This is a genomic window from Azospirillum thermophilum, assembly GCF_003130795.1.
GTDB classification, from domain to species: domain Bacteria; phylum Pseudomonadota; class Alphaproteobacteria; order Azospirillales; family Azospirillaceae; genus Azospirillum; species Azospirillum thermophilum.
In genome coordinates this window covers 1,120,958-1,146,928 of record NZ_CP029353.1, presented here as the reverse complement: position 1 = coordinate 1,146,928, position 25,971 = coordinate 1,120,958, and the positions used below count along the sequence as shown (strand labels likewise).

The 25,971-nt window shown below is 70.6% G+C and carries 29 protein-coding genes and 1 pseudogene; 21 read left to right on the top strand and 9 right to left on the bottom strand.

Annotated elements, in window-relative coordinates:
• The first annotated feature begins 99 nt into the window (after positions 1 to 99).
• The 12 genes from DEW08_RS11530 to DEW08_RS11475 all read left to right on the top strand — a co-directional run bounded on the left by DEW08_RS11530 (position 100) and on the right by DEW08_RS11475 (position 8,889).
• Positions 100 to 1,017 (top strand): LysR family transcriptional regulator, encoded by a 918-nt coding sequence (locus DEW08_RS11530; protein ID WP_109327255.1) that lies wholly within the window; start codon positions 100 to 102, stop codon positions 1,015 to 1,017.
• A 163-nt stretch (positions 1,018 to 1,180) separates the two neighbouring features.
• Positions 1,181 to 2,740, top strand: a complete 1,560-nt coding sequence (gene nifB / locus DEW08_RS11525; RefSeq protein ID WP_109327253.1) for a nitrogenase cofactor biosynthesis protein NifB — start codon at positions 1,181 to 1,183, stop codon at positions 2,738 to 2,740.
• 51 nt (positions 2,741 to 2,791) lie between these two features.
• The gene (locus tag DEW08_RS11520) at positions 2,792 to 2,983 is read left to right on the top strand and encodes a 4Fe-4S dicluster domain-containing protein (RefSeq protein WP_109327252.1); all 192 of its coding nucleotides are present in this window, start codon (positions 2,792 to 2,794) and stop codon (positions 2,981 to 2,983) included.
• 19 nt (positions 2,984 to 3,002) lie between these two features.
• Entirely contained in the window at positions 3,003 to 3,533 is a 531-nt protein-coding gene (locus tag DEW08_RS11515) for a hypothetical protein (protein ID WP_109327251.1), read from the top strand.
• Positions 3,530 to 4,309 (top strand): 4Fe4S-binding leucine-rich repeat protein, encoded by a 780-nt coding sequence (locus DEW08_RS11510; protein ID WP_109327240.1) that lies wholly within the window; start codon positions 3,530 to 3,532, stop codon positions 4,307 to 4,309. Before DEW08_RS11515 ends, DEW08_RS11510 begins: the two co-directional genes overlap by 4 nt.
• Positions 4,310 to 4,356: 47 nt before the next feature.
• A complete protein-coding gene (locus tag DEW08_RS11505; protein ID WP_245986587.1) occupies positions 4,357 to 4,620 on the top strand; it encodes a nitrogen fixation protein NifZ in 264 nt (87 codons plus the stop codon).
• Between the two features lie 53 nt (positions 4,621 to 4,673).
• Positions 4,674 to 4,982 (top strand): nitrogen fixation protein NifZ, encoded by a 309-nt coding sequence (locus tag DEW08_RS11500; RefSeq protein WP_109327239.1) that lies wholly within the window; start codon positions 4,674 to 4,676, stop codon positions 4,980 to 4,982.
• Between the two features lie 24 nt (positions 4,983 to 5,006).
• Entirely contained in the window at positions 5,007 to 6,170 is a 1,164-nt protein-coding gene (locus DEW08_RS11495) for a cysteine desulfurase family protein (protein ID WP_109327238.1), read from the top strand.
• Between the two features lie 31 nt (positions 6,171 to 6,201).
• Positions 6,202 to 6,411 (top strand): putative nitrogen fixation protein NifT, encoded by a 210-nt coding sequence (gene nifT, locus DEW08_RS11490; RefSeq protein WP_109327237.1) that lies wholly within the window; start codon positions 6,202 to 6,204, stop codon positions 6,409 to 6,411.
• Positions 6,412 to 6,416: 5 nt separating this feature from the next.
• The gene (locus tag DEW08_RS11485) at positions 6,417 to 6,701 is read left to right on the top strand and encodes a hypothetical protein (RefSeq protein WP_109329765.1); all 285 of its coding nucleotides are present in this window, start codon (positions 6,417 to 6,419) and stop codon (positions 6,699 to 6,701) included.
• Positions 6,702 to 6,731: 30 nt separating this feature from the next.
• Positions 6,732 to 7,991, top strand: a complete 1,260-nt coding sequence (locus tag DEW08_RS11480) for a DegT/DnrJ/EryC1/StrS family aminotransferase (protein WP_109327227.1) — start codon at positions 6,732 to 6,734, stop codon at positions 7,989 to 7,991.
• 10 nt (positions 7,992 to 8,001) lie between these two features.
• A complete protein-coding gene (locus tag DEW08_RS11475; protein ID WP_109327223.1) occupies positions 8,002 to 8,889 on the top strand; it encodes an SIR2 family NAD-dependent protein deacylase in 888 nt (295 codons plus the stop codon).
• Positions 8,890 to 8,892: 3 nt separating this feature from the next.
• Here DEW08_RS11475 and DEW08_RS11470 read toward each other — a convergent pair whose 3' ends face one another.
• From DEW08_RS11470 to minC, 9 genes are all read right to left on the bottom strand, one after another.
• Entirely contained in the window at positions 8,893 to 9,246 is a 354-nt protein-coding gene (locus DEW08_RS11470) for a cupin domain-containing protein (protein WP_109327222.1), read from the bottom strand.
• Entirely contained in the window at positions 9,243 to 10,238 is a 996-nt protein-coding gene (dgcA, locus tag DEW08_RS11465) for an N-acetyl-D-Glu racemase DgcA (RefSeq protein WP_109327221.1), read from the bottom strand. The genes DEW08_RS11470 and dgcA overlap by 4 nt, the downstream gene beginning before the upstream one ends.
• Positions 10,239 to 10,323: 85 nt before the next feature.
• Positions 10,324 to 11,352 carry a methyl-accepting chemotaxis protein gene (locus DEW08_RS11460; protein WP_109327220.1) on the bottom strand — a complete coding sequence of 343 codons (1,029 nt, stop codon included), beginning with the start codon at positions 11,350 to 11,352 and terminating at the stop codon, positions 10,324 to 10,326.
• A 409-nt stretch (positions 11,353 to 11,761) separates the two neighbouring features.
• Positions 11,762 to 13,072 carry a methyl-accepting chemotaxis protein gene (locus DEW08_RS11455; RefSeq protein WP_109327219.1) on the bottom strand — a complete coding sequence of 437 codons (1,311 nt, stop codon included), beginning with the start codon at positions 13,070 to 13,072 and terminating at the stop codon, positions 11,762 to 11,764.
• Positions 13,047 to 13,571: a PAS domain-containing protein gene (locus DEW08_RS11450; protein ID WP_109327218.1), complete on the bottom strand. Its 525-nt coding sequence runs from the start codon at positions 13,569 to 13,571 to the stop codon at positions 13,047 to 13,049. Before DEW08_RS11450 ends, DEW08_RS11455 begins: the two co-directional genes overlap by 26 nt.
• 201 nt (positions 13,572 to 13,772) lie before the next feature.
• Complete coding sequence (locus DEW08_RS11445; protein ID WP_109327217.1) at positions 13,773 to 15,137, bottom strand: CRTAC1 family protein; 1,365 nt, start codon at positions 15,135 to 15,137, stop codon at positions 13,773 to 13,775.
• Between the two features lie 310 nt (positions 15,138 to 15,447).
• Entirely contained in the window at positions 15,448 to 15,825 is a 378-nt protein-coding gene (gene minE / locus DEW08_RS33760; protein ID WP_245986586.1) for a cell division topological specificity factor MinE, read from the bottom strand.
• Between the two features lie 40 nt (positions 15,826 to 15,865).
• On the bottom strand, positions 15,866 to 16,681 hold the full coding sequence (gene minD / locus DEW08_RS11435; RefSeq protein ID WP_109327216.1) for a septum site-determining protein MinD: 816 nt from the start codon (positions 16,679 to 16,681) through the stop codon (positions 15,866 to 15,868).
• A gap of 55 nt (positions 16,682 to 16,736) precedes the next feature.
• A complete protein-coding gene (gene minC / locus DEW08_RS11430; protein WP_245986585.1) occupies positions 16,737 to 17,498 on the bottom strand; it encodes a septum site-determining protein MinC in 762 nt (253 codons plus the stop codon).
• Between the two features lie 717 nt (positions 17,499 to 18,215).
• Between minC and DEW08_RS11425 the strand changes: the two are divergent.
• The 9 genes and pseudogenes from DEW08_RS11425 to DEW08_RS11385 all read left to right on the top strand — a co-directional run bounded on the left by DEW08_RS11425 (position 18,216) and on the right by DEW08_RS11385 (position 25,855).
• Positions 18,216 to 18,955, top strand: a pseudogene (locus DEW08_RS11425) (PhoH family protein).
• Positions 18,956 to 19,184: 229 nt separating this feature from the next.
• The gene (locus tag DEW08_RS11420; RefSeq protein WP_245986584.1) at positions 19,185 to 21,317 is read left to right on the top strand and encodes a bacteriohemerythrin; all 2,133 of its coding nucleotides are present in this window, start codon (positions 19,185 to 19,187) and stop codon (positions 21,315 to 21,317) included.
• A gap of 138 nt (positions 21,318 to 21,455) precedes the next feature.
• On the top strand, positions 21,456 to 22,061 hold the full coding sequence (locus DEW08_RS11415) for an SCO family protein (RefSeq protein WP_109327213.1): 606 nt from the start codon (positions 21,456 to 21,458) through the stop codon (positions 22,059 to 22,061).
• 210 nt (positions 22,062 to 22,271) lie between these two features.
• On the top strand, positions 22,272 to 22,640 hold the full coding sequence (locus tag DEW08_RS11410) for an AtpZ/AtpI family protein (protein ID WP_109327211.1): 369 nt from the start codon (positions 22,272 to 22,274) through the stop codon (positions 22,638 to 22,640).
• A gap of 12 nt (positions 22,641 to 22,652) precedes the next feature.
• Positions 22,653 to 23,396, top strand: coding sequence for a F0F1 ATP synthase subunit A (locus tag DEW08_RS11405; RefSeq protein ID WP_109327210.1), 744 nt, complete (start codon positions 22,653 to 22,655; stop codon positions 23,394 to 23,396).
• Positions 23,397 to 23,475: 79 nt separating this feature from the next.
• A complete protein-coding gene (locus tag DEW08_RS11400) occupies positions 23,476 to 23,700 on the top strand; it encodes an ATP synthase subunit C family protein (protein WP_109120341.1) in 225 nt (74 codons plus the stop codon).
• An 85-nt stretch (positions 23,701 to 23,785) separates the two neighbouring features.
• Entirely contained in the window at positions 23,786 to 24,433 is a 648-nt protein-coding gene (locus DEW08_RS11395) for a F0F1 ATP synthase subunit B family protein (RefSeq protein ID WP_109327209.1), read from the top strand.
• Complete coding sequence (locus DEW08_RS11390; protein WP_168220343.1) at positions 24,430 to 24,912, top strand: F0F1 ATP synthase subunit B family protein; 483 nt, start codon at positions 24,430 to 24,432, stop codon at positions 24,910 to 24,912. Before DEW08_RS11395 ends, DEW08_RS11390 begins: the two co-directional genes overlap by 4 nt.
• 160 nt (positions 24,913 to 25,072) lie before the next feature.
• On the top strand, positions 25,073 to 25,855 hold the full coding sequence (locus tag DEW08_RS11385) for a dioxygenase family protein (RefSeq protein ID WP_109327208.1): 783 nt from the start codon (positions 25,073 to 25,075) through the stop codon (positions 25,853 to 25,855).
• Positions 25,856 to 25,971 lie beyond the last annotated feature (116 nt).

The window sequence follows — 25,971 nt, the reverse complement described above, 5'->3', positions numbered from 1 at the left end:
AAGCCTCCCGTCCTTGTCCGGAAGGCAGCTTGTCGGCAGCCGAACCATAAGGCAAATTTGACTTTCTTGAGTTTCGATAAGGTTTTCTTTGGGTCCGTCATGCGCAGCCTCAGCCCCGACCAGCTTCGCAGCTATCTGACGGTGGTGGAGAGCGGCAGCTTCCAGGCGGCGGCACGGCGGTTGAACCTCACCCAGCCGGCGGTCAGCCTGCAGATCCGCGAGCTCGAATCCCGCCTCGGCGTCCGGCTGCTCGACCGCGAGGGACGGCAGGCGGTGCCGACCCCCGCCGGCCAGACCCTGCTGACCCGCGCCCGGCGCATCCTGGCGGAGATCGACTCCGCGCTGGAGGCGATGGAGCGGCACCGCACCGGCTCGCTCGGCCGGCTGCGACTCGGCTCCGGCACCTCGGTGGCGACCCATCTGCTCCCGGCGGCGCTGAAGCGGCTGCGCGAGCGGTTCCCGGGACTGGAGATCACCGTCTCGACCGGCACGGCTGGCGAGATCGTGCGTCGCCTTCTCGACAACGACTTCGACCTTGCGGTCGTCACCCTGCCGGTGACGGAGGACGGGCTGGAGATCGAGCCGCTGCGCGACCAGCCGGCGGTGGCGATCCTGCCCGCCGACCTGCCGGGCGCCGCCGGCCTGCCCGAGCGCGTCAGCCCGGCGGACCTCGCGCGCTTTCCCCTCATCCTCGACCAGCGGCCGAGCCGGCTCGGCCAGTTGACCGCCGCCTGGTTCGAAAGCGGCGGCGTGCAGCCCCGCCCTATCATGGAGCTGGCGAGCTATGCCGCCATCCGCTCGATGGTGGCGGCCGGCATGGGCGCCTCGGTCGTCACCTCGGACCTCGTCGCCGAAGCCGGCGCGCCGCTGATCGTCCGGCCGCTCGACCCGCCCCTGGTCGTCCGCCTCGCCATCGCCCGCCGGCTGGGCCAGCCGGCCGACCCGGCCCTGACGCTGGCCTGCCAGGCCCTGCGCGACCTCTCCGGTCCTCCGGGGTTCTGTCGCCACGGCCTGTAGCAGACCCGACACTGCGCCGGCTTTGTCGCAATGACGACAGCCGGGCCGGGGCCGACAATCTCCAGCAAGCCATTGATATTTAACCATCTACCGGACTGGCCCGCTCCTTGCTTCTATCCGGCTGACCGACAGCGCCTCGGGCGCGGCAGGGAAGGAGTGGACGATGGACAATGTGATTTCCCTCGACGGCATCCTGGGCCTGGGTGAGCTGAAGGCGCCCGACACGGCACCGCCGGCCTCCGCGGCGTCCGGCTGCTCCTCGTCCTCCTGCGGCTCGTCCGACGGGCCGGCCGACATGGCGCCGGAGGTGTGGGAGAAGGTCAAGAACCACCCCTGCTACTCGGAGGAGGCGCACCACTACTTCGCCCGCATGCATGTGGCGGTGGCGCCGGCCTGCAACATCCAGTGCAACTACTGCAACCGCAAGTACGATTGCTCGAACGAGAGCCGGCCCGGCGTGGTCTCCGAGAAGCTGACCCCCGACCAGGCGATCCGCAAGATCCTGGCGGTGGCGAAGGAGATCCCGCAGCTCTCCGTCATCGGCATCGCCGGCCCCGGCGACAGCCTGGCCGCCGGCGGCCGGAACACCTTCGCGACCTTCGAGCAGTTGCAGAAGAAGGCGCCGGACCTGAAGCTCTGCCTGTCGACCAACGGCCTCGCCCTGCCCGACCATGTCGAGCGGATCGCCCAGTACAACATCGACCACGTCACCATCACCATCAACATGGTCGATCCGGAGGTCGGGCAGCACATCTATCCCTGGATCTTCCACGGCCACCGGCGCTGGACCGGGCTCGACGCCGCGAAGATCCTGCACGAGCGCCAGATGCTCGGGCTGGAGATGCTGACCGCGCGCGGCATCCTGGTGAAGGTCAACTCTGTGATGATCCCCGGCATCAACGACGAGCATCTGCTGGAGGTCAACCGGCAGGTGAAGGCGCGCGGCGCCTTCCTGCACAACATCATGCCGCTGATCTCCGACCCGGCGCACGGCACGCAGTTCGGCCTGACCGGCCAGCGCGGCCCGACCGCGCAGGAGCTGAAGGTCGTGCAGGACGCCTGCGAGGGCGGCGCCAAGCTGATGCGCCACTGCCGCCAGTGCCGGGCCGACGCGGTCGGCCTGCTGGGCGAGGACCGCGGCGCCGAGTTCACCATCGACCGCATCGAGGCGATGGGCGAGGTCGATTACGACGACGAGGCGCGCCGCAGCTACCGCGAGCATGTCGAGGCGGAGCGCGCCGGCCGCGCCGTCTCCAAGGCCGCCGCGAAAGCCGAGGTGCAGGACAGCGTCGGCGCGCAGGCCGCCCCCATCCTGATCGCCGTCGCCACCAAGGGCGGCGAGCGCATCAACGAGCATTTCGGCCACGCCCGCGAGTTCCAGATCTACGAGGTCGGGCCGCAGGGCGCCACCTTCGTCGGCCACCGCCGCGTCGACCAGTATTGCGAGGGCGGCTCGGGCGACGAGGATGCGCTGGACGGCGTGCTGGCCGCCATCAACGACTGCACCGCCGTCCTCGTCGCCAAGATCGGCGGCTGCCCGTCCAAGTCGCTGCAGGCCGCCGGCATCGAGCCGGTCGACCGCTTCGCCTTCGAGTACATCGAGGAATCCGCCCTGGCCTACTTCAAGGACTATGCCGGGCGCCTGAGCCGGGGCGCCGTCAGCGTCCGCGCCGGCCAGGACGCGGTCATCCGCACCGGCGCCCTCACCGCGCTGCGCGCCTGACCATCCCTTCCCCCATCCCCCTCCACCGACGCCCCCAGAGGAGAAACGACCATGGCCTACAAGATCAAAGCCTCCGACTGCACCGCCTGCGGCGCCTGCGAGGCCGAGTGCCCGAACATCGCCATCAGCTTCAAGAAGGGCACCTACGTGATCGACCCGGTCAAATGCACGGAATGCCAGGGCCATTTCGACGCCCCGCAATGCGCCGCGGTCTGCCCGGCCGACTGCTGCGTCCCGGCCTGACGACCTCCGGCCGGCGCCCATGCTGGAGGAGGTGGACGAGGGCTGGCTCGCCCGCCGCTATTACGGCGGCGACCTGCCGGCCGAGGCGGAACGGTGCCTGCATCTGGCGGCCGCCAGCCATGCCGACGCCGACGCCGCCCTCGCCCACCTCGCCCGCGCCGCGGCGATCGCGCCCGGCCACCGGCTGGTCGACCTCGGCCACTACAAGTTCTTCTTCTACAAGGCCCGCCTCGCCGAGGCGCTGGACTATGGCGAGCGGATGGTCGGCCATGCCATGGCCGCCCTCGGCCTGAACCACGCCGACTGGCGGGCGGTCACGCCCGCCGCCGCCCGCCGCATCGGGGTCGACTTCACCGGGCTGGAGCCGGCGCCGCGCCTGTTCCTGTCCGCCCTGACCGCGGTCGGCTACCTGCTGCTGCGGCTCGGCCGGATCGGGGAGGGGCGGGAGGCGCTGGAGGCGGTCCGCCGGCTCGACCCCGAAGACCGGTTCGGCGCGGCGCGGCTGATCGCCGTCGCCGACCGCCACACCGAGGAGGAGGAAGACGCATGAGCGAAGACATCCCCTCCGCCCTGGACTGGCTGGGCCGTCCGGTGGATTGCGGGGCCTGCCTCCACCGCGACCGGCTGGCCGAGGGGCGCTGCGAGCCGCTGCGCGCCTGCGTCCAGGACCGTTACGCCAAGCGCATCCAACGCTTCTTCGAATGGAACGCGGATCTCGCGGCCGACCATCTCGACCATCCCTATTTCGAGGTGCGGACCAACGCGGTGCGCCACGCCCCGATCTTCCTGATCCCCCGGCTGATGGAGGATCCGGACGAGACGGTGCGCACCGCGCTCGCCCGCCGCCTGCCGCGCCGGCTGCTGCTGAAGCTGCGCTCCGATCCCGAGCGCGAGGTGCGCATCGCCGTCGCCACCCGGCTGGAGGATGCCGACCTCGCCCCGCTGATGCGCGACCCCGACTACGGCGTCCGCCTGCGCGTCGCCCGCCGCGCGCCGGAAGGGATGCTGCCCGCCATGATGCATGACGAGGACGGCGAGGTCCGGCTGGAGGTGGCGCGCCGCATCGGGCTCGACTGGCTGATGAGCATGGCATGGGACGACAGCAACCGCGTCCGCCTCGTGGTCGCCCAGCGGCTGCCGGCGGAAAAGCTCTCGCCGCTGGCTCGCGACGCCGACTGGTGCGTCCGCTACGCCGTCGCCAGCCGCGCCGCGCTGGAGGATCTCGACCCGCTGCTCGACGACCCGGTGGAGGACGTCCGCGCCGTCGCCCGCCAGCGCCGCACGGGCGTCGCCGCCGGCCTCGCCACCGACCTGCCGACCGACTGAAGGGGGACCAGCACCATGCGAGAGCGCGCCCGCGACCCAGCGACAGCGTGGAACTGGCCGGCCCGCCGGTCTTCGACCAGGGCCACAAGGTGCGGGCGCTGCGCGATGTGCGCAACGACGGCACCTATCCCGGCCGGCCGACCGGCGACTTCCTGATCCGTCAGGGCGACGTCGGCTATGTCATCTCGGTCGGGACCTACCTGCAGATGTATTACATCTATGCCGTGGACTTCTACGAGAAGCGCGTCGTCGTCGGCATGCGCGCCAAGGAGCTGGAGCTGATCGACGCCACCTGCAACGACCCGCAATAGCGTCCGCCGCCTTTGCCCCGCCCCCCTCCCCACCCCCGCCAGGAGCCCCCGCGATGACCGAAGCCGCCCTCCCCGCCAAGTCCGGTTTCATTCCGCCCCGCGAGCCGCTCTACGACTGGGGGCTGACCGTGGCGGCGCAGGACGACCTGTTCAACGACGGCAGCCATCCCATGGTCCCGGCGGGTGCGCTGCTGGCGCCGCGCGGCACCCCCGGCCGCATCGTCCGCGTCGGCCGGGCGGAGGAGAACGGCATGCCGGTCTATCTCGTGGAGTTTCCCGGCGGCACCGTGGTCGGCTGCCTGGAGGAGGAGATCGCCCCGGCCGACGGCTCCCGCCGCGGCGTGCCCGGCGTCATGGATTGAGCGGGCGGCCGGGAGGGTGCGACCATGACCATCTATCTCGACAACAACGCGACGACGGCGCTTGCGCCCGAGGTGCGGGAGGCCATGTTCCCCTGCCTGTTCGGCGAGTTCGCCAACCCCTCCAGCCCGCACAGCGGCGGGATGGCCGCCCGGCGCGCTGTGGGCGAGGCGCGCGGACAGGTCGCCGGACTGATCGGCGCCCGGCCGGCCGAGATCCTCTTCACCGGCAGCGCCACCGAGGCGACCCATACCGCCATCCTCGGCAGCCTGCGCGCGCTGGAGGAACGGGACCCGCGGCGCTGCCATCTCGTGACCACGGCGGTCGAGCATCCCGCCACCCTGATGCTGTTCGCCGACCTGCGCGACCGCGGCTGGCGCGTCACCGTGCTGCCGGTCAACGGCGCCGGGGTGCCGTCGCTGGTCGACCTCGCCGCCGCGGTGACGCCGGAGACGGCGCTGGTCTCCATGATGTGGGCGAACAACGAGACCGGCGTCCTGATGCCGGTCGGCGCCGCCGCGGCCATCGCCCGGCAGAACGGCGCGCTGTTCCACAGCGACGCCGTGCAGGCGGCCGGCCGGGTGCCGGTGGAGGTCGCGGGCGTCGATTTCCTGACGCTGTCCGCCCACAAGATGCATGGGCCCAAGGGCATCGGCGCGCTCTACATCCGCAAGGGCGCGCCCTTCCTGCCGCTGATCCACGGCCATCAGGAGCGCGGCCGGCGCGGCGGGACCGAGAATGTGCCGGCGATCGTCGGCTTCGGCGCCGCCGCCCGGCTGGCCGGCGCCGCGCTGTCGGGAGCGGGTGCCGTCGCCGGGCTGCGCGACCGGCTGGAGCGCGGGATCCTCGCCCGCTGGCCCGGGGCGCGGGTCAATGGCGCCTCCCCGGCCGGCGTGCCGGCCGCGCGGCTGCCCAACACCTCCTCCATCCGCTTCGCCGATCCGCAGGGCCGGCCGGTCGACGCCGAGGAGTTGCTGACGCGGCTGGACCGCGCCGGCATCGCCGTGTCGATGGGCGCCGCCTGCGCCAGCGGCGGCAACGAGCCGAGCCATGTCCTGACCGCCATGGGCCTGTCGCCGGCGCAGGCGGCAGGCAGCCTGCGCTTCTCCCTCAGCCGCTACAGCACGGCGTCCGAAGTGGATGCCGTGCTCGGCGAACTGCCCGCCCTGCATGCGCGGCTGGCGGCCTGACCCGAACCCAACCGAGACGGAGTACCGAAGAATGAAGGTGATGGTGCGCAAGGCGGGCGAGCAATACACGGTCTACGTCGCCAAGAAGGACCTGGAGGAGCCCATCGTCGAGATGGAGAAGCCGGGCCTGTGGGGCGGCTGGGTCAAGGTGGCCAACGGCTGGACGCTCGACATGCCGGAGATGCCGGCCGACACCCGGCTGCCGATCACCGTGGACGCCAGGAAGCGCGGCGCGGAGTGACCGGCATGGCCCTGTCCCCCGACCGCATCGACGCCATCCTGACGCTCGCCGACGCGCGCTTCGCCGCCGGCGACCGGCTGGACGAGGTGGTGAAGGCCCTGCGCGCCGCCAACCCCGACCTGAAGACGGTGACCGGCACCCAGGCCGCCGTCATGGCCGAGGATCCCTTCCGCGAGGCCGCCCGCTTCGACCTGCATCTGGTGGACGGCAACAACCACTGCTGGCTGATCACCGACCGGCCGGACGCCGCGACCGGCATCGTGATCGCCGAGCGGGACGACGAGAGCTGATCCGCCGAACCCTGACCGGGAGTGTCCCGCATGACCGACAGCGCCGCCCTTTCCGACCCGGCCTCGACCGAAGCCCCGGCGGCCCGATCCCCGGCGCCCCACCCCCCGGCGACCAGCGCCGGGGATGACGGCTTCGACTACATCCCGCTGTGCAATCCCGACATCTCGACGGCGGAGGTCGAGGTGCTGGGTCAGGTGCTGACCCGCGGCGGCCTGGGCGACGGGCGGATGGTGCAGGCCTTCGAGACTGCCTTCGCCGCCTATGTCGGCCGCGCCCACGCCGTGGCGGTGGCGAGCGGCACCATCGGGCTGCTGCTGGCGCTGAAGGCCCATGGGATCGGGCCGGGGGACGAGGTGCTGTGCTCCCCCTTCGGCTGGCATCAGGCGCAGCATGCGGTGGCGCTGTCCGGCGCCGTGCCGGTGCTGGTCGACATCGACTATTGGCAGCACACCCTCAACCCGGAGAAGGCGGCCCAGCTCGTCACCCCGGCGACGAAGGCGATGGTGGCGGCCAACGTCAACGGCCACCCCGCCCATTGGGACGAGCTGACGGCGCTGGCGAAGGAGCGCGGGCTGATCCTGATCGAGGACAGCTGCGAGGCGATCGGCTCCACCTACAAGGGGCGGATGGTCGGCAGCTTCGGCGACTGCGCGGTCTTCGACTTCTCCGAGCCGGGCGTGCTGCTGGCCGGCGAGGGCGGCATGATCGTCACCGACGACCGCGACCTCGCCCACCGGCTGCGCTATCTGCGCCGGCGCGAGGTGGAGCACCGCAACACCGTCGTCATCACCCGCACCGTCCCCTGGCAGGCCGGCATGGGCGCGCTGTCCGCCGCACTCGGCCTCGTCCAGTTGAAGCGGCTCCCCGAAATCCTGGAGAAGCGCAACCGCGTCATCGGCTGGTACGACCGCGCCATGGCCTCCTTCGAGGGGATCAAGCCGCCCTACCGCGGGCCGGGGGCGGAGATCGTCAACCCCATGGTCTATTGCGTGCATCTCGGCACGCGCTTCACCGCGTCGGGGCGCAAGGCGATCCTGGAGGATCTCGACACCCACGACGTCGACGCCTCCGACTTCGGCCAGCCGCTCCACACCCAGCAATATTACCAGGAGCATCACGCCGACCGCGGGGCCAGCCGCGCCGCCTGCCCGGTCTGCACCAAGACGGCCGACCGGGTGCTCGCCCTGCCGCTGCATCACGGGATCACCGAGGACCAGGTGACCTTCATCGTCGAGACGCTGAAGGACGCCACGGTCAACACCGGCGCCGGCGCCGCGATCTATCTGTGAGGGACCAGACATGACCGAGACGCTCTCCACCGCCTCCGTGCAGGACGCCGCCGATCCCGATGCGGTCATCCGCGACATCGCCGGGGCGCTGGCCGCCCGGACCGCCGTCCCCTATCTCGGCCCCGCCGCCTTCGCGCTGCTGGAGCCGGCGGACTGCCCGATCCCGCGCAATTCGGCGGAGCTGACCCAGCGGCTGAACGCCAAGGTCGCCGCCCCCGGCCGCATCCGCTCGCAGCTGACGGCGGTCGCCCAGTTCATCGAGACGCGCCGCCACCGCAAGACGCTGGAGGCGATCCTCACCGACATCTTCCGCCGGAGCGTGCCGCCGACGCCGGTCCACCGCTTCCTCGCCTCCATCCCGGCGCCGCCGCTGATCGTCGACGTCTGGTACGACGACGTGCTGGAAACGCTGCTGAGCGGGTCGGCCGACCGTGCCTGGGGCCAGATCCAGGGGCTCTCGCACCCGCAATCGACCGGCGAGTGGGTGAAATACTACGCCCCCGACGGATCGGAGGTGACGTCCGACACGGCATCCGCCTGGGACACCGTGCTCTACAAGCCCTCGGGCAGCGTCTCGCCGGCCGGCAACTACCTGATCTCCGACAGCGACTTCGTCGAGATCCTGACGGAGATCGACATCCAGACGCCGATCCCGCCGGTGGTGCAGCAGCGGCGGACCGGCCGCTCCTTCCTCTTCCTCGGCTGCCGCTTCGACCAGGAGATCCAGCGCACCTTCGCCCGCCAGATCGCCAAGCGCTCCGGCGACCGACACTGGGCCGTCATCCCCGGCGAACTGACGAGGAACGAGGCGCGCTTCCTGGAGCAGCACGCCATCCGGCGCCTCGACCTGCCGCTGGACGAGGCGGTGGCGCGCATCGCCGCAGCGCTCAAGAGCTGACGCCTAGCCCGGCTCCCCGGCCGGCTCCCCGACATGGACCGCCAGCCACACCGTCGGTTCGCTGGCGGTCGTGGCGGCGACGCGGTGGCGGGTGCGGGCGGGCAGCAGCGCCCAGTCGCCGGGGGTCAGCATGCGGTCGCCCTCCCCCTCCACCTGCAGGGTGGCGGCCCCGGCGACCAGCAGCACGAACTCGTCCCAGGCCTGATCGTACCAGAAGCCGTCCGGCGAACTCTGGCCGGTGGAGACGATCCGCTCGATCCGCGTGCCGGGCAGCGCCGCCAGCGTGGTGAGGATCTCGTCGGGCTGCGGGTGGGCGGGCAGACCCTCCAGCAGGCTGCCGAATCGCGCGTCGCTCATCCCCACAGCTCCCGCGCCGGCGGTTGCAGCACGGCCCCGTCATAGACGAGGCCGGGGTCGCGGTCCTGCGCCAGCAGCAGCGGCCCGTCGAGGTCGACGAAGCGCGCGCCCTGCCCGACCAGCACCGCCGGCGCCATGGCGAGCGAGGTGGCGACCATGCAGCCGACCATCACGTCGAATCCCGCCGCCTCCGCCGCGCGCGTCATCGCCAGCGCCTCGGTCAGGCCGCCGGTCTTGTCCAGCTTGACGTTCACCACCTGGTAGAGGCCGGCCAGCCGCTCCAGCGAGTCGAGCCCGTGGCAGGACTCGTCGGCCCCCAGCGGCAGCGGGCAGGCGATGCCGCGCAGCGCCTCGTCCTGGCCGGCGGGCAGCGGCTGCTCGATCATCTCGACGCCGAGTTCGGCGAAGGCCGGGGCGAAGCGCCGCAGCAGCTCCACCGTCCAGCCCTCGTTGGCATCGACCACCAGCCGGGCCTGCGGCGCCGCCGCGCGGACCGCGCGCACCCGTTCCAGGTCGCCCTCGCCCGTCAGCTTCATCTTCAGCAGCGGATGGCGCGGCGCCCGCTCGCGCGCCGCCGCGGCCATCGCCGCCGGCTCGTCGACGCTCAGCGTGTAGCAGGTGATGAGCGGCCCCGGCGCCTGCGGCAGGCCGGCGAGTTGCCAGACCGGCACGCCGCTCAGCTTCGCCTCCAGATCCCACAGGGCGCAGTCCAGCGCGTTGCGCGCCGCGCCCGGCGGCACCAGCTCCGCCAGCCGCCGGCGGTCGAGCCCGGCCGCCACCTCGCCGGCCAGCCCCTCCAGGACCTCCGCCACCCCGGCGACCGATTCGCCGTAGCGGGCATAGGGGACGCATTCGCCCCTGCCGCGGACGCCGTCCTGCTCCACCTCCGCCACCACGACCTCGGCCACCGTCTTGGCGCCGCGGGAGATGCGGAAGGAACCGCGGATCGGAAAGCTCTCGCGGCGGACGGTCAGGCGGCGGGCGGCGGTCATCCGGTGGCCTTCTGCGGAAACGGCAAGGGCCGGGAGTCTATCCCGGCCCCGGCCCCGATTCACCGGCAATTGCAGGGAGGCTGCCTTACGGCTCCTGCACGATCACCCCGTACCAGCCGAGGCCGCGATAGGTCTCGTAGCCCGGCGTCAGGGCATAGCCGACGAGGTTGCCCCGCTCGTCGGTGTAGTGGCCCATGCTGCCGGCGCCGCGGCGCAGCGGCACCGTCTCGGTCAGCAGGCCGCGCCCGTCCGACGAGGCGATCACCCGGTGGCGGGCGTCGAGCAGCAGGCAGCGCGACCGCTCCCGCTCCCCCTCCTCCAGCCGGACGCCCTGCACCACGGCGGCGGCCTGCGGTTCCCAGTCGAAGAAGATGCCGAGCACGCCGATCGGCTCGCCGTCCGCCTCGCCGTCGCGGCGGATGGCGGTGGCGTAGGTCGCGACCACCCGATGGTCCAGCCGCTCGTTGCGCGCCACGTCGCCGACGGTGAACTCGCCGCCGTTGCCGGTCGCCAGCGCCTGCCGGAACCACGCCTCGCCCTCCACCCGCGCGCCGAGCGCCGCCGGATAGCGGTCGGGCCGGCCGTTGGCGATCACCTCGCCCTTCAGGTCGCAGATCCACAGGTCGAGATAGACCGTGTAGGATTCCAGGATGACGCCCAGCCGGTGCGCGGCATGGCGGCGCGTCTCCGGCGTCGGGTCGGCGGCGCAGTCGACCACCGCGCTGTCGGTGGCCCACCAGCGCACGTCGCAGGACCGCTCATACAGGTTGCGGTCGATGATCTCGATCATGTTCAGCGACAGGTCGGCCAGCCGCCGGCCGTGCATCTCGCGCACCATGGCGCTGCCGGTGGTGGTCAGGTGGTCGACCCGCGAGACGATCTCCGAGCGCAGCTCCCTGGTGATGGTGTTCACCTGCCGCGAAATGTCCGACACCTCGTTGGCGACCACCGCGAAGCCGCGCCCGGCATCCCCGGCGCGCGCCGCCTCGATCAGCGCGTTCATCGCCAGCATCTTGGTCCGACGTGTGATTTCCTCGATCAGCGAGACCTTCTTCGACGCCACGTCCAGCACGCCGCGCGACAGCTCGAACAGTTCGTTGCCCGCCATGCTCATTCGCCAGTCTCCCGTCGTGACCTCTTTCCACGTCGCAGCACAGATCAACTTTCGTGCCAGTTGACGTTGTGGGCGTGCATAGCCCGGTAAACGCGCAGGACTGAAGCGTTTCGCTGGTTAACGCCCTGTTTAACCCTATTGAAGATAGCGGTTAACGTCGGTTAATGCGCTGATTGAACAGGCAGTCTGGGACGAAGCGGGTCAGCCCCACACGCGGAACGAGAATGTCCGCGGTCATTCGCTTACGGTCAGGTTACAGCTTGGAAATCTTTGTAACGAAAGCCAGCCAAACACGACGGATTCCTGCTGCGGTGCACAAAATCCCGGGCCGCAGGTGCCCGGGATTTGTGCAACAGGCGCGAAATGATGCGGCTTGCGCGCCGGGATGGCGAAATGCGGCGGGGCGGCCTCAGGCCACCCGGCGCATCTCCTCCAGGAAGGCCTGCACCTCGCGGCTCAGCCGGTCGGCCTGGGCCGACATCTGCTCGGACGCGGCGAACACCTCGTGGGCGGTGCCGCTGGTCCGGCCGGCCGCCTCCGTCACGCCGCGGATATCGTCGGAGACCGCGCGGGTGCCGGCGGCGGCCTGCTCCATGTTGGCGACGATCTCGCGGATCGCCGAGCTCTGCTGGCCGATGGCGACGCCGATGTCGCCGGCGATGCTGTTGATGTTGGCGATGGTGCGGCCGATGCCGACGATGGCGCCCACCGCCTCGTTGGTGGAGGACTGGATGCCGGCGATCTGCCCGGCGATGTCGCCGGTCGCCTTGGCGGTCTGGTCGGCCAGCCGCTTCACCTCGTTGGCGACGACGGCGAAGCCCTTGCCGGCCTCGCCGGCCCGCGCCGCCTCGATGGTGGCGTTCAGCGCCAGCAGGTTGGTCTGGCTGGCAATGTCGTTGATCAGGGTGATGACCTCCCCCACCGTCCGCGCCGCGTCGGAGAGCTGGCCGACCAGATGGTTGGAGCGCTCCGCCTCGCCCGCCGCATCCTCGGCGACATGGACGACATGGTCGATGCGGCGCGCGATCTCGCCGATGGAGGCCGACAGCTCCTCCGTCGCCGCGGCGACGCCGCCGACGTTGGTGCCGGTCTGCGCCGCGGCGGCGGCGACCGACGAGGCCTTGCCGTTGGCGGTGTCGGCATCGGCCTCCATCGCGCGGGCCGAGCGTTCGAGCTGGTGGGCGGTCCCGGCCACCTCGGCGCAGACCTGATTGATCTCGCCCTCGAAACGCTGCTTGATGGCGGAGAAGCCGGCGACCTTGCCGGCGATCGCCGCGGTGGCGCCGTTGATGGTGCGGCTGGCATGGAGGAAGCCGCCGGGCATGCCGCGCTCGACGATGCGGCGGAAATATTTGTGGGCCGACACGTGGCTCATCGAGGCGGCGGCTTCGCGCACGAAGGCGTCGGTCAGGTCGATGGCGTCGTTGGTGGTGTGCATCAGGTCGCCCAGCACCCCGCCCTCGTCGATGCCGATCACCCGCGCCTCGAAGTCGCCGCGGGCGACCGCCCGGCTGACCTCCGCCACGCGCGCCACCGCCGCGGTCGTCCGCCGCAGGTAGAAGACGACGCCGGCCAGCGCCAGCAGGGCCAGCGCGCCCAGCCCCCCGTTCAACGCCGCCGGGCCGTAGCCGGTGGCCGCCGAGGCCAGCAGCAGCCCGGTGAACAGGGCGGCGGCGGCGGTCAGGGCCGTGGCCTTAGAGAGAGAAGACGAATTCGTCATACCCGATCCCCTTCTCCGTCAGCAGGGCGACCACCGTCGCGAAGGCGGCCTCCATGCCCTGCTTGCGGTCGGCGTGGCTGTTTTCGATGTCGAGGAGCTGGCGGTAGAGCGGCACCACCTTGTCGATGGCGGAGCGTTCCGGCACCCGGCGGGAGGAGTGGTAGCCGATCACCCGGCCCTGCGCGTCGAAGCTGGGCGTCACATGGGCGAAGACCCAGTAATGGTCGCCGCTGCGCGCCCGGTTGACGACATAGGCGAAGATCTCCTGCTTCGCCTCCAGCGTCGCCCACAGCAGCTTGAAGACGCAGCGCGGCATGTCGGGGTGGCGGACGATCGAATGGGGCGCCCCCAGCAGCTCCGCCTCGCTGTAGCCCGCCACGCGCTGGAAGACGCGGTTGGCGTAGGTGATCCGCCCTTTCAGGTCGGTTTTGGAAACGATCACCTCGCCGGGGTCGAAGAACCGCTCCACCCCGGTCAAGGACACATCGCGTCGTGCCATGCTGTCTCTCGATCGCCGCGCGGTGGCGCCGGCGACTCCCCTATTGCTCGATGGTTGTTATCGTTCTTCTTCGCCGCCCGCCCGTGGAGGAGAGCGCCGGTCGAGTTACTTAAGGGGTGAAACGGTTACAAAAACGTTGAAATTGTCACATGTGCGATGATTTGCCCCGCCTGTATTGCAGGCCTGTACCAGGAATGCAACTCACTCGGGAGGATACTGGACGGTCAGCACACGGCCGGCTGGGGGATTGTCCACCACCGCCACCGTCCCGTCGGGCCAGCGGATTTCCACCTGCTCGACCTCGGCGACCGCGCCGAGGCCGAAATGGGCCACCGGCTCCATCTGGCAGAGATAGCCTGAGCCGGCGCAGATCGCCCGGCGCTGCTGGCGGCCGCCGGCGAGGCAGGTGACGACGGCGCCGCGGGCCGGCGCGCCGTGCGGGGTCAGCGGCAGCACCCGCAGCCAGTGGTTCCCGGTCGCCGCCGTGCGGTAGAGCGAGAGCGGCTGCGCCGCGCCGTCGCCATGGGCCAGCAGAAGCTCCAGCCGGCCGTCGCCGTCGATGTCGGCGACCACCGCCCCGGTGCCCAGCCCCTTCGGCTCGGCCGCGTCGCCCGGATCCACCTCCTGCCACTCGTCGTGCCGCCAGGCGAACAGGCGGTTGCGCTCGCCGTGCAGGTGGAAGAACAGCTCCTCATAGCCGTCATTGTCGAAATCGGCGACCACGACGGTGGAGACCCGGCCGGGCATCGACAGGTCGGCCCCGGCCTCGTCCACGAAGGCGCCGGTGCGCTGCAGGAACAGGCGCTGCGCCCCCTCCCAGGTGCCGACCAGCAGGTCGAACAGTCCGTCGCCGTCGGCGTCCAGGGCCGCCACCGCCCGGCCGGAGGGCCGCGAATCGGCCATGCCCCGCTCCTCGGCGATGTCCTCGAAGGAGCCGTCGCCCAGGTTGCGGAACAGCCAGTTCGGGCTGCCGTCGTTGATCACCACCAGATCCATCCGGTCGGAGACGATGGGCAGGGCCGTCAGGCCGCGGGCGGTGCCGATGCCGTCCAGCCCGGCCTCCTCCGCCGCATCCTCGATCCGGCCGCGGCGGCTCAGCTCGTACAGGCGCAGCGGCGCGCCGTCCGTCGCCACCACGAATCCGTAGCGCCCGTGCCCCCAGCGGTCGAGCGCGGCGACGGAACGGGCGGCATGGTGGTTGGCGGCGCCGGCATTCTCCGTCTGGGCCAGCAGGTCCAGCCAGTGCTTGCCGAAACAGGCGAACAGCCGGTCGGCCATGTCCTTGGGACCGCTCGGCCGGTCGGAGTTGACGATGTACAGCTCCTCGCGTCCGTCCCCGTCCACGTCGGCCGCGGCGACTCCGACCGCATGGCTGCTGGCGTCGGCCAGCAGGGGGGTGGCGATGTCCGCCAGCCCCTCCCCCGTCCATTTCAGGACGAGGTTGGCCGTGCCGTAGCCGGTGACCACGATCTCGAAGGCGCCGTCGCCGTCGACGTCGGTGACCGCGATGCCGTTGGACAGCCTGGGCTGGTTGCCGGCGATCAGCGGCGAGCAATCGAGGAACATCGGGGCCCCCTACTCCCTTGCGCGGATTGGCCTTTCACGGACCACACCATGTTTGATACCCCGTCGCGGCGCGGTCGTAAACCCGGACGGAGGGGCACGGCCCCGCCTATTCCGGTCGGGGTTGCGGCGGAATCGGTGCCGGCAGGGGATGGGCGGCAAAGAAAAAGCGCGGCGAACCGCGCAGGAAAGGCCACCAAGGGGGGATCGGCGGCCCGGCTCCGGGAGCCATCGCATCGACGTCCGCGAGCCTGTCGGCCGGGAAACCGCCCCGGCCGGACCGGGACGACCGGCGGCGACCCGCCGGACCGGCTCAGTGCCGCTTCTTGACGCCGCCCTTGGTCAGGGCGCTGCCGCCGGCGGCGAACTTGACCGGGCTCTCGTCGTCCCCGTCCTCGTCCTTGCCGCCGTTGCGGGCGGGACCGCCGTCCGGCTTCTTCTCGTCGGGCTTGCCGACGGCCGCACGGGCGGCGGCCTTGGCCTGCTCGCGCGCCGGAAGCTCGATGTTGAGTTCCAGCGTGGAGCAGTCGCCGCCGCGGTCCAGCTTCACCTCGACCTTGTTCTGGTCGATGTCGATGTATTTGGCGATCACCGCCAGCAGCTCCTGCTGCAGCATCGGCAGGTAATCCGGACCGCTGCGGCCGGCCCGCTCGTGGGCCATCACGATCTGCAGCCGTTCCTTGGCCTGCACGGCCGAGGCGCGGGGGCGGAGCGGAAGAAGCTGAAGATGCTCATGCGGTCCTCCGCAGGAGGCGGCTGAACAGACCCTTCTTCTGCGGGGTCACGAAGCGGTGCTCGATGTCCTCGCCCAGGAAGCGCCCGACCGCGTCGGAGTAAGCGAGGCCGGCGTTGGAGTTGTCGTCCAGGATGACCGGCATGCCGACGTTGGAGGCGCGCAGCACGGCCTGGCTCTCCGGGATGACGCCGAGCAGCGGGATCGCCAGGATCTCCAGCACGTCGTCGACCTTCAGCATCTCGCCCTTCTCGACGCGCTCCGGATCGTAGCGGGTGAGGAGGAGCTGCTGGGTGACCGGCTCCAGACCCTGCTCGGCCCGGCGCGAGCGCGAGTTGAGCACGCCGAGGATGCGGTCGCTGTCGCGCACCGACGACACCTCGGGGTTGGTGACGATCACCGCATGGTCGGCGAAGTACAGCGACATCAGCGCGCCGCGCTCGATGCCCGCCGGGCTGTCGCAGACGATGTAGTCGAACTCCTTCGTCAGCTCGTTCAGGATGCGCTCGACGCCTTCCTTGGTCAGCGCGTCCTTGTCGCGGGTCTGCGAGGTCGGCAGGATGTACAGGTTGTCGACCCGCTTGTCCTTGATCAGCGCCTGGTTCAGCTTCGCTTCGCCGTTGATGACGTTGATGAAGTCGAACACCACGCGGCGCTCGCAGCCCATCACGAGGTCGAGGTTGCGCAGGCCAACGTCGAAATCGATGACGACCGTCTTGAATCCGCGCAGGGCCAGTCCGGTCGCGAATGCGGCGGACGAGGTCGTCTTACCGACGCCGCCCTTGCCGGACGTCATGACGATGATCTTGCTCAACGGAGCCTCTCCCCTAAGACCAGATGTTGCCGTCGACTATGCCGTACCAAACCACTCACTGCGTGCGCAGCAATTCCATATGCAGATAGCCGTCGCGCAGGAAGATCTGCACGGGCTTCTTCAGCAGTTCCGCCCCGATGTCCTCGTTGACCCGGTAGAGCCCGGCGACCGAGACCACCTCCGCCTCCAGGCTCTGGCAGAAGATGCGGGCCGTCTGGTCGCCCGACACGCCGGCCAGCGCCCGGCCGCGCAGCGCGCCGTAGACGTGGATGTGGCCGTCGGCCAGCACCTCGGCGCCCGGCGACACCGGAGCCATGATGATCAGGTCGGTCTTCTCCGCGTAGATCTGCTGGCCGGATCGCACCGGCTCGGTCACCAGCAGCGTCGGACGGTGGACCGTCTCCACCACCACCTGCGGCGCGGCCGGCTGCACGCGCGGCTCGGGCGCGCGGGCGACCTCCAGCTTGGCCGCCCGGCCGGCCGGCATCGGCGTCAGGCCGGCGGCCAGCGCCGCCTCCTGCACCGCGCGCGGACCGCCCTGGAAGCCCATGGGCAGCAGGTGATGCTCGCGCACCCGGACGATGAACTCCGAGACGTCGAACGCCGCCGCGTCCTCGGGCAGCTCCTCGAAGTCGAGGACCACCGGCGCGTTGCGGAAAAAGTTCGGCGCCTGCCGGACCTTCACGTTCAACTGCGGGAAGAAATCGGGCGACGCCGGGGCGACGACCTTCAGCACCATCATGGTGAAGGAGTTGCCCCGCAACTGGAAAGGCACGTCCCGTTCAGAAACCTGACTGGCGCTGCTCACCGATGGCATCCCGATTGTTCCCGCCGACCGCATCGCGCGTTCTAGCCGCGCAAGGCCTGTCGGTTCAAGCGAATCCCGGCGCTGTCTCGGGCGACATATGCCGCCGGCAGAACGGGGTACTCCCGAGCGGCCGTCAACCGCCCCGGAATCTCCCCATGTCTTGCGCAACGAGGGTGCCCGACCACTAGCCATGGTAATGGAAGCAACCCCACCCGGCAAAGACTTTCAGGATTTGGTTAATTCTCGAAGCGATTCCCTGCCGCGACGACGCCGGCCCCGCCACCGGGGACGCGGCCGGCGCCGCCGGCGCTCCCCGTTGGTGGAACGGCGGAGGGGATGCCCGGTACCTCCTGCGACGGATACACCACATCTTGTGTGAATCTTTTGTGCAGGCCGCAATTTCTCCTGGCCCCGGCTGTTTCGGGAGGTAGAGTTGCCCGTGCGAGCTTTCCCAATCGAAGAGGTCCGCTTGCCGCGTCCTTCGATCCTCCCGGCCCACCGCCTGCGGGACGTTCCCGCCGGGGACCGTCATCGGCGGGGCCGCCCTGCGGCACTCCGCCGCCGGCCTCCCGGCGGTTCCGGAGGCGGACCGGGACTCGCACCGGCGATCCCGCGTCCGGCACGCCATCCGTCGCACCCCATACGCACGGCTGTCCGAACCTCCCCCTCGCGGGAGGTTTTTTTGTGCCCGGACCGGCGCCAATCCCCACCCTTGAGGAGAGCACCATGGCCAAGCGCACGAGCAAAGGCATTGCTGCTGCGGCGACCGACAGCAAGGTCCACGCCCTGTTCCCCATGGCGGGAGGCTGGGACCCGCTGCTGGGCGAGGAGCGCCGGGACCAGAGCTACCTCCGCAAGGTCAAGCCGCAGAACGCCAACCAGCAGCGGCTGATGGAGGCGATCGAGGCGCACAACCTCGTGGTGGCGCTCGGTCCGGCGGGCACCGGCAAGACCTACCTCGCGATCTCCGCGGCGGTGGAGGCGCTGGAGAAGGGCGCGGTCGACCGCATCATCCTGTCCCGCCCGGCCATCGAGGCGGGCGAGAGCCTGGGCTTCCTGCCCGGCGACCTGCAGGAGAAGATGGCCCCCTTCCTGCGTCCGCTCTACGACGCCCTGTCGGACCGGCTGGGCGCCAAGCGGCTGCGCGCCATGCTCGCCGACGGCACGATCGAGATCGCGCCCGTCGGCTACATGCGTGGCCGCACGCTCAACAACGCCTTCGTGGTGATCGACGAGGCGCAGAACTGCACCTATGCGCAGATCAAGATGCTGCTGACCCGGCTCGGCTGGCACTCGACCATGGTGCTGACCGGCGATCCCGACCAGACCGACCTGCTGGACAACCTCTCCGGCCTCGCCGACATCGCCCGCCGGCTGGAGGCGGTGGAGGGCGTCGGGTGGTGCGGCTGACCGACAAGGACATCGTGCGCCACCCGCTGGTCGCCAGCATGCTGACGGTCCTCTGACCGCCGCCTTCCCATCCTGACGGCGACTCGGGCCCGGCCGGCGATGCATCGCCCGCCGGGCTCTTCTTTTGTCCGCACCCGCGGAGCGCGACCTATCGCCGCATTGATTGCTTTGGAAACGGTTTGCGACAGAAAAAGTCCGCTTCACGTACGAAGTGGCTTGACGCTCATGTCACCGTAAATCAAAGGTCATACAAATTTTACAATCGAAACATGGGGAGGCGTCACCGTGCTCGCGCGCATCAGCATAAAGGGGAAGATCGCCGTCATCCTGGCCGCGGCGGCCGGCGGCCTTCTTCTCGTGGCGATGGTCAGCCTCCTCGGCCTGCGGTCGGAGATGATGAGGGACCGGCAGGACAAGACCCGCAACGTTGTGGAGGTCGCCCACACGCTGGTCGCCCATTTCGAGGCGCAGGAGCGCGCCGGCACCCTGTCGCGCGACGCGGCGCAGCAGGCGGCGCGGGCCGCGCTGAAGGCGCTGCGGCACGACGGCACCGAATATTACTTCGTCACCGACATGACCCCGCGCATGGTCATGCACCCGATCAAGCCGGAGATGGACGGCAAGGAGCTGTCGCAGGACGCCGACCCCAACGGCAAGCGCCTGTTCGCCGAGTTCGTCCGCGTGGTGCACGAGAGCGGCGGCGGCTTCGTCGACTATCTCTGGCCGAAGCCGGGGGCCGCCGAGCCGATGGCGAAGCTCTCCTACGTCAAGGGCTTCGCCCCCTGGGGCTGGGTGATCGGCTCCGGCATCTACGTCGACGACGTGGCGGCGGCCTTCCGGCGCAGCGCGCTGGAGCTGGGCATCATCGGGCTGGTCATCGGGCTGGCGACCACCGGGCTCGCCCTGCTGGTCAGCCGCGCCATCGTCGGGCCGCTGGCCGCGCTGGGGACCGTGATGCAGCGGCTGGCCGACGGCGACAGCGCGCTCGCCGTGCCCGGCACCGGCCGCGGCGACGAGATCGGCGCCATGGCCCGCACGGTCGAGGTGTTCCGCCGGCAGCAGATCGACCTCGCCCGCCATTGGGAGCGCCAGCAGATCGAGCACCGCATCACCGGCCAGCGCGCCCGCGCCCTGAAGCGGCTGGCCGCCCGCTTCAACGCCACCGTCGGCGCCACCATCGGCACGGTCGGCAACGCCGTGACGACGCTGGAGGGCACCGCCCGCAGCCTGAGCGACACCGCCGACCGCAACATGCGCGAGGCCGCCTCGGTGGCCGGGGCGTCGCAGCAGGCCTCCTCCTCGGTGCAGACCGTCGCCGCCGCGGCGGAGGAGTTGACCGGCGCCATCGCCTCGATCGCCGAGCAGGTCGCCACCTCCTCGGCCATCTCCAGCCAGGCGGTGGAGGCGTCGCGCCGGGCCGGCGACCAGATCGACGGGCTGGGCCACGCCGTCGCCAAGATCGGCGAGGTGGCCGGCCTGATCGCCGACATCGCCAGCCAGACCAACCTTCTGGCCCTGAACGCCACGATCGAGGCGGCGCGGGCCGGCGAGGCCGGCAAGGGCTTCGCCGTGGTGGCCGGCGAGGTGAAGCGGCTGGCCGACCAGACCGCCAAGGCGACCGGCGACATCGCCGGCCAGATCGCCGAGGTGCAGCACGCCTCGGAGGCGGCCATCGGCGCGATCCGCGAGATCACCGGCATCGTCGCCCGCAGCGACGAGATCGGCACCTCCATCGCCGCCGCGGTGCAGCAGCAGGGCGCCGCCACCGGCGAGATCGCCCGCAGCGCGTCGGAGGCGGCGACCGGCACCCGGCAGGTCTCCGCCAGCATCGACAGCGTGTCGGCCGGCGCGCTGGAGACCGAGCGGTCGGCCAACGGCCTGCTCGACGCCGCCGGGTTGCTCCACCGCGACTCCGAGACGCTGCGCCAGACCGTCGATTCCTTCCTGGTCGGCGTCGCGGCGGTGAACGCCGCGCCGCTCTCCGCCCTGCATGCCGGGGCCGAGGCGCAGGCCGACGCCTTCATGCGCTGGAGCGAGGAACTGCAGGTCGGCGACGAGGACATCGACACCGACCACATGATCCTGATCGCGCTGGTCAACGAGGCGGCGGAGCGCATCCGCGGCGGCGGGGCGGCGGTCGGCGACGCCATCGACTGGCTGCTCGCCTACACCACGCTGCATTTCGAGCAGGAGGAGCGGCTGATGCAGCTGGCCGGACACCCCGACTTCGCCCGCCACAAGGCGCAGCACGACGCCCTGCGCGAACGCGCCGCCGGGCTGAAGCGGCGCTACGAGGCCGGCGAATCATCGGTCGGCGACGACCTGCTGGCGCTGTTCCGCGACTGGCTGTTCGACCACATCCGCAAGTCCGACAAGGCCATCGCGGCGCGGCCGGCCGGCCGGCCGAAGGCCGCCTGAGGCCCCCCGGCCGCGGCGGCGCAGGCGACGGCGGGGGGCGGCGGCGGCGGGCGGCGCGGGCGCGCATCGCCGCCCTGCGCGGCCGGCCGCCGCCTGCCCCTTGACCTCGGCGGCGGACGGTCCCATTCCTGTGGCATCATGAAGGCCCGCATCATCCGCATCGCCGCCGCCTCCGTGGTGGCCCTCCTCGTCGCCGCCGGCATCGCCTGGTGGCAGGTCGAGCATGCCGCCAACTCGGTGCAGAGCGCCGTGCCGATCGGCGGACGCTTCACCCTGACCGACCACACCGGCCGGACGGTCACCGACGCCGACTATCGCGGCAAGTACCTGCTCATCTATTTTGGCTACACCTATTGCCCCGACGTCTGCCCGACCGAGCTCGGCGTCATGGCGCAGGCGCTCGACCGGCTCGATCCGGCGAAGGCCGCGAAGGTCCAGCCGCTGTTCGTCTCCGTCGATCCGGAGCGCGACACGGTGGCGCACATGAAGGACTATGTGGCGCTCTTCCATCCGCGGCTGGTCGGGCTGACCGGCACGCCGGAGCAGATTCGCGACGTCGCCCGCGCCTATCGCGTCTATTACGCGAAGGCGCCGCAAAAGGACGGCGGACCAAGCGATTACCTGATGGATCACTCCAGCTTCATCTACCTGATGGGGCCCGATGGCGCCTTCGTCGGCGTCTATCCGGCGGGCACCACGCCCGAGCAGATGGCGGAGAATCTGGGCGCCCGGCTGTCCGGTTGAAGAGCCCGGGAGGCCTGCCGATGCGCCCGGTTGCAGCAAGCGCGGGCGGGACAAGGCGCCGCACTGCGGCATAATCCGGCCTCCAATCCTGCTTTGTGAACGATTTCAAATACTTGGCTGTCCGGTTTTGCGACTTGACAGGGTTGCGCCCCGCCCGTATGGTCTCGCCGCTTTCGCGTGGCGGCGAGCCGACGGAGATTGCGGGGCGACATGACCGACAAAACGCCTCCGAAATCCCTGGAAGAGCTTGAGGCCCGACTGAAGAAGGCGCAGGACGCGCAGCGCGGCTGGTCCGGCAAGCCGGGTGGCAAGTTCCACCGGCCGCCGCAGTCGGCGCTGGGCCTCGCCTTCCGCATCGGGACGGAGCTGGTCGCCGCGATGATCGTCGGCGTCGGCGGCGGGCTCCTGCTCGACCGCTGGCTCGGGACCGCGCCCTGGGGACTGATCGTCATGTTCTTCTTCGGGGCGGCGGCAGGGGTTCTGAATGTCTATCGGGCCGTCAACGGCCTGGGTCTAGCCGCCGGTTACCGCCGGCATCCTGGGGACGACAACGAGCGCCGTGACGGCGACGCAGACTGAGCGAGGACGACCTTGGATCCGCTGCACCAGTTCCAGATCAACCCGTTGTTCCAGATCATCCTCGGCGGGTACGACGTGTCGTTCACGAACTCCGCCCTGTTCATGGTCATCGCGGTCGCGCTGATCTACTGGCTGCTGGTCGCCGGCATGGCGAACAAGGCGATGGTGCCGGGCCGCCTGCAGTCGCTGGCCGAGATGTTCTACGAGTTCGTCGCCAACCTCGTGCGCGACAACGCGGGGCACGACGCCAAGCCGTACTTCCCCTTCGTCTTCTCGATCTTCATGTTCGTCCTGTTCGGCAACATGATCGGGATGATCCCCTACACCTTCACCTTCACGAGCCACATCATCGTGACCTTCGCGCTCGCCGCGACGGTGTTCGTGTTCGTGACGATCCTGGCCCTGCTGAAGCACGGGCTGCACTTCTTCAGCTTCTTCATGCCGCACGGCGCTCCGATCGCGCTCGCCCCGATCCTCATTCCGATCGAGGTGATCTCCTACGTGATGCGTCCGGTGAGCCTGTCGATCCGACTGTTCGCCAACATGATGGCCGGTCACACCATGCTGAAGGTGTTCGCGGGCTTCACGGTTCTGATGATCAGCGGCCTGGGCGCGCTCGGCTTCGTCACCGGCCTCGTCCCGCTGGCCATCAACATCGCGCTGACCGGCTTCGAATTCCTGGTCGCGTTCCTGCAGGCCTACGTCTTCTCGATCCTGACCTGCCTCTACATCCGCGACGCGCTGGAGCTGCACTGAGCAGTTCCCGGCGCCGAGCCGGACCCGCCTTCACCCGACAGTTCCGTCCAGTTCACCCTTACCTAGAGGAATGAGTACCATGGAAGCTGAAGCCGCCAAGTTCGTCGGTGCCGGTCTGGCCGTTATCGCCCTCGCCGGTGTCGGCATGGGTATCGGCAACATCTTCTCGACCCTCATCGGCTCGATCGCCCGCAACCCGGCCGTCCAGCCGAAGGTCTTCCCGATCGGCATCCTGGGCTTCGCTCTGACGGAAGCCGTCGCGCTCTTCGCGCTGCTGATCGCCTTCCTGATCCTGTTCGCCTAAGGCCTGAGCGGACTTATCACTCGCTCTGACGCGGCGCCGGGCTCTCGAAGTTTCGGCGCCGCACCTTTGCCTAGGGGGACCGATCATGCCGAACCTGTTGGCCAAGGGACGGCTGGCACGCTTGTCCGGCCTGGGGAGCGCAACGCTCGCCAGCCTGACGATGCTCGCCGGTACTGTCCTGGCGGCGACGGCGGAGCACGCTCCGGACGCCGCCCACGGCGGCGAGCACGCCGGCGGCCTGCCGCAGCTCAATCCCGCCACCTTCCCGACCCAGATTTTCTGGCTGGCGCTGACTTTCATCGTCCTCTACTACCTCATGGCCAAGAAGGCGCTGCCGCGCGTGGCCGAGGTGCTGGATGCCCGCCAGGAGCGCATCTCGCGCGACCTCAGCAAGGCCGCCTCGCTCAAGGAGGAGGCCGAGGCCGTTCTGGCCCAGGTCGAAAAGTCCCTCGCGAATGCCCGGTCCGAGGCCCAGACCCTGATCGGTCAGGCCGCTGCCGACATCGAGGCGAACAACCAGGCCCGCCAGGCCGCGCTGAATGCCGACATCGCCGAGCGCCTGAAGACCGCCGAGGCGAACATCGCCGCGGCCAAGGAGCAGGCTCTGGCCAACGTGCGGGCCGCCGCCGCCGACATCGCCCGTGACGTCGCCGGCCGTCTGGCCGGGGTCGAGGTCGATGCCGCCCAGGCCGAAGCCGCCGTGGCCGCCGTGATCGAGGAGCGCCGGCAATGATCCACCAGCCTGAATTCTGGGTTGCCGTCTCCTTCGTCATCTTCGTGGCGCTGGTCTGGAAGAAGGCGGCCGCCGCCATCGGCGGTCTGCTGGACGCCCGCACCGAGAAGATCCGTGCCGAGCTGGACGAGGCCGAGCGCCTGCACCGCGACGCCCAGGAGCTGCTCAACAGCTACCAGCGCCGCCAGGCCGACGCCCTGAAGGAGGCCGAGGCCGTCCTCGCCCATGCCCGCGAGGAGGCCGAGCGCCTGCGCTCGCAGGCCGCCGCCGAGCTCGAGGCGTCGCTGAAGCGCCGCGAGGCCCAGGCGATGACCCGCATCGCCCAGGCGGAAGCCGCGGCGGTGGCCGAGGTGCGCGACCTGACGGTCGACGTCGCGGTGGCCGCCGGCCGCCGCCTGCTGGAGACCGGCCTGCAGCCTGCCCAGGCCGACAAGCTGATCGAGCAGTCGATCGCCGATCTGCCCCGGCACCTGCACTGACCGTCTTCGGACGAATCGTTGCGGCTTCCGCAACGGAGTTTGAGAAAACCCCGGCCTAGGCGCCGGGGTTTTTCTTTGGTGCAATGGTCTCCGCGAGATTTCCGGGCGTGAGGCGCATCGCGGCGCTCCCCGCCCTCCCCTGCCGGAGCCAGCGCCCGCCATGACCAGTTTCCCGTCCGTCTTCGTTTCCCACGGGGCCCCCACCCTGATCCTGGAGAACAGCCCGGGACGCGACTTCCTCGCCGGGCTCGGCACGACCCTCGGCCGGCCGAGCGCGGTGCTTGCCGTCTCCGCCCACTGGACGACGCGCCTCCCCGCCGTCAGCGGTGCGACCCGGCCGGAGACGGTGCACGACTTTTCCGGCTTCCCCGACGCGCTCTACCGCCTGCGCTATCCCGCCCCCGGCGCCCCCGCCCTGGCGGAGCGGGTGGCCGGTCTGACCGGGGCGGCGGTCGATCCGTCGCAGGGGCTCGACCATGGCGCCTGGGTGCCGCTGATGCTGATGTACCCGGAGGCCGACATCCCGGTCGCCCAGTTCTCCGTCCAGCCCGGCCGCAGCGCCGCCGACCACATCGCGCTCGGCCGCCGTCTGGCGGAGCTGCGCCGCGAGGGGGTGCTGATCCTCGCCAGCGGCGGCGCCGTCCACAACCTGCGCGAGTTCATGTGGTCCGGCGGGGCGGGCGGTCCGGCCGGCTGGGCAAGCGGTTTCGCCGACTGGCTGGACGGCGCGCTGGCTGCGGGCGACGGCGATGCCGTGGCGGAGTGGCTGACCCGCTGCCCCGAGTCCCGCCGCGCCCATCCGACCGACGAGCATTTCCTGCCGCTGCCGGTGGCGTTCGGCGCCGCCGGGCCGGTACCGCGGACCGGGCGGCTGCACGCCGGTTTCGAGCATGGCAGCCTGGGCATGCACGCCTACGCCTTTTACGGGCAGGATGAGGGCTGAGGACTGCACTTGTCTGTTTGCGGGGTGTCCGCGCCAAGCTACAATCCGCGCCGGCCGGTCAAGCGCTGACCGGCGGGTCCCGAAACTGTCACAGCTTGTGCGGAGTTGGCGTGAAG

Bases quoted from the DNA above. Each gene is read 5' to 3' on its own strand.
- minC (WP_245986585.1), bottom strand. From the start codon at position 17,498: ATGCCATCGGTGAGCAGCGCCAGTCAGGTTTCTGAACGGGACGTGCCT.
- DEW08_RS11480 (WP_109327227.1), top strand. From the start codon at position 6,732: ATGACCGACAGCGCCGCCCTTTCCGACCCGGCCTCGACCGAAGCCCCG.
- DEW08_RS11530 (WP_109327255.1), top strand. From the start codon at position 100: ATGCGCAGCCTCAGCCCCGACCAGCTTCGCAGCTATCTGACGGTGGTG.
- DEW08_RS11450 (WP_109327218.1), bottom strand. From the start codon at position 13,571: ATGGCACGACGCGATGTGTCCTTGACCGGGGTGGAGCGGTTCTTCGAC.
- DEW08_RS11510 (WP_109327240.1), top strand. From the start codon at position 3,530: ATGAGCGAAGACATCCCCTCCGCCCTGGACTGGCTGGGCCGTCCGGTG.
- DEW08_RS11455 (WP_109327219.1), bottom strand. From the start codon at position 13,072: ATGACGAATTCGTCTTCTCTCTCTAAGGCCACGGCCCTGACCGCCGCC.
- DEW08_RS11500 (WP_109327239.1), top strand. From the start codon at position 4,674: ATGACCGAAGCCGCCCTCCCCGCCAAGTCCGGTTTCATTCCGCCCCGC.
- DEW08_RS11415 (WP_109327213.1), top strand. From the start codon at position 21,456: ATGAAGGCCCGCATCATCCGCATCGCCGCCGCCTCCGTGGTGGCCCTC.
- DEW08_RS11460 (WP_109327220.1), bottom strand. From the start codon at position 11,352: ATGAGCATGGCGGGCAACGAACTGTTCGAGCTGTCGCGCGGCGTGCTG.
- DEW08_RS11515 (WP_109327251.1), top strand. From the start codon at position 3,003: ATGCTGGAGGAGGTGGACGAGGGCTGGCTCGCCCGCCGCTATTACGGC.
- nifB (WP_109327253.1), top strand. From the start codon at position 1,181: ATGGACAATGTGATTTCCCTCGACGGCATCCTGGGCCTGGGTGAGCTG.
- DEW08_RS11385 (WP_109327208.1), top strand. From the start codon at position 25,073: ATGACCAGTTTCCCGTCCGTCTTCGTTTCCCACGGGGCCCCCACCCTG.
- DEW08_RS11470 (WP_109327222.1), bottom strand. From the start codon at position 9,246: ATGAGCGACGCGCGATTCGGCAGCCTGCTGGAGGGTCTGCCCGCCCAC.
- DEW08_RS11475 (WP_109327223.1), top strand. From the start codon at position 8,002: ATGACCGAGACGCTCTCCACCGCCTCCGTGCAGGACGCCGCCGATCCC.
- DEW08_RS11390 (WP_168220343.1), top strand. From the start codon at position 24,430: ATGATCCACCAGCCTGAATTCTGGGTTGCCGTCTCCTTCGTCATCTTC.
- DEW08_RS11395 (WP_109327209.1), top strand. From the start codon at position 23,786: ATGCCGAACCTGTTGGCCAAGGGACGGCTGGCACGCTTGTCCGGCCTG.
- DEW08_RS11485 (WP_109329765.1), top strand. From the start codon at position 6,417: ATGGCCCTGTCCCCCGACCGCATCGACGCCATCCTGACGCTCGCCGAC.
- nifT (WP_109327237.1), top strand. From the start codon at position 6,202: ATGAAGGTGATGGTGCGCAAGGCGGGCGAGCAATACACGGTCTACGTC.
- dgcA (WP_109327221.1), bottom strand. From the start codon at position 10,238: ATGACCGCCGCCCGCCGCCTGACCGTCCGCCGCGAGAGCTTTCCGATC.
- DEW08_RS11495 (WP_109327238.1), top strand. From the start codon at position 5,007: ATGACCATCTATCTCGACAACAACGCGACGACGGCGCTTGCGCCCGAG.
- DEW08_RS11520 (WP_109327252.1), top strand. From the start codon at position 2,792: ATGGCCTACAAGATCAAAGCCTCCGACTGCACCGCCTGCGGCGCCTGC.
- DEW08_RS11445 (WP_109327217.1), bottom strand. From the start codon at position 15,137: ATGTTCCTCGATTGCTCGCCGCTGATCGCCGGCAACCAGCCCAGGCTG.
- DEW08_RS11400 (WP_109120341.1), top strand. From the start codon at position 23,476: ATGGAAGCTGAAGCCGCCAAGTTCGTCGGTGCCGGTCTGGCCGTTATC.
- DEW08_RS11410 (WP_109327211.1), top strand. From the start codon at position 22,272: ATGACCGACAAAACGCCTCCGAAATCCCTGGAAGAGCTTGAGGCCCGA.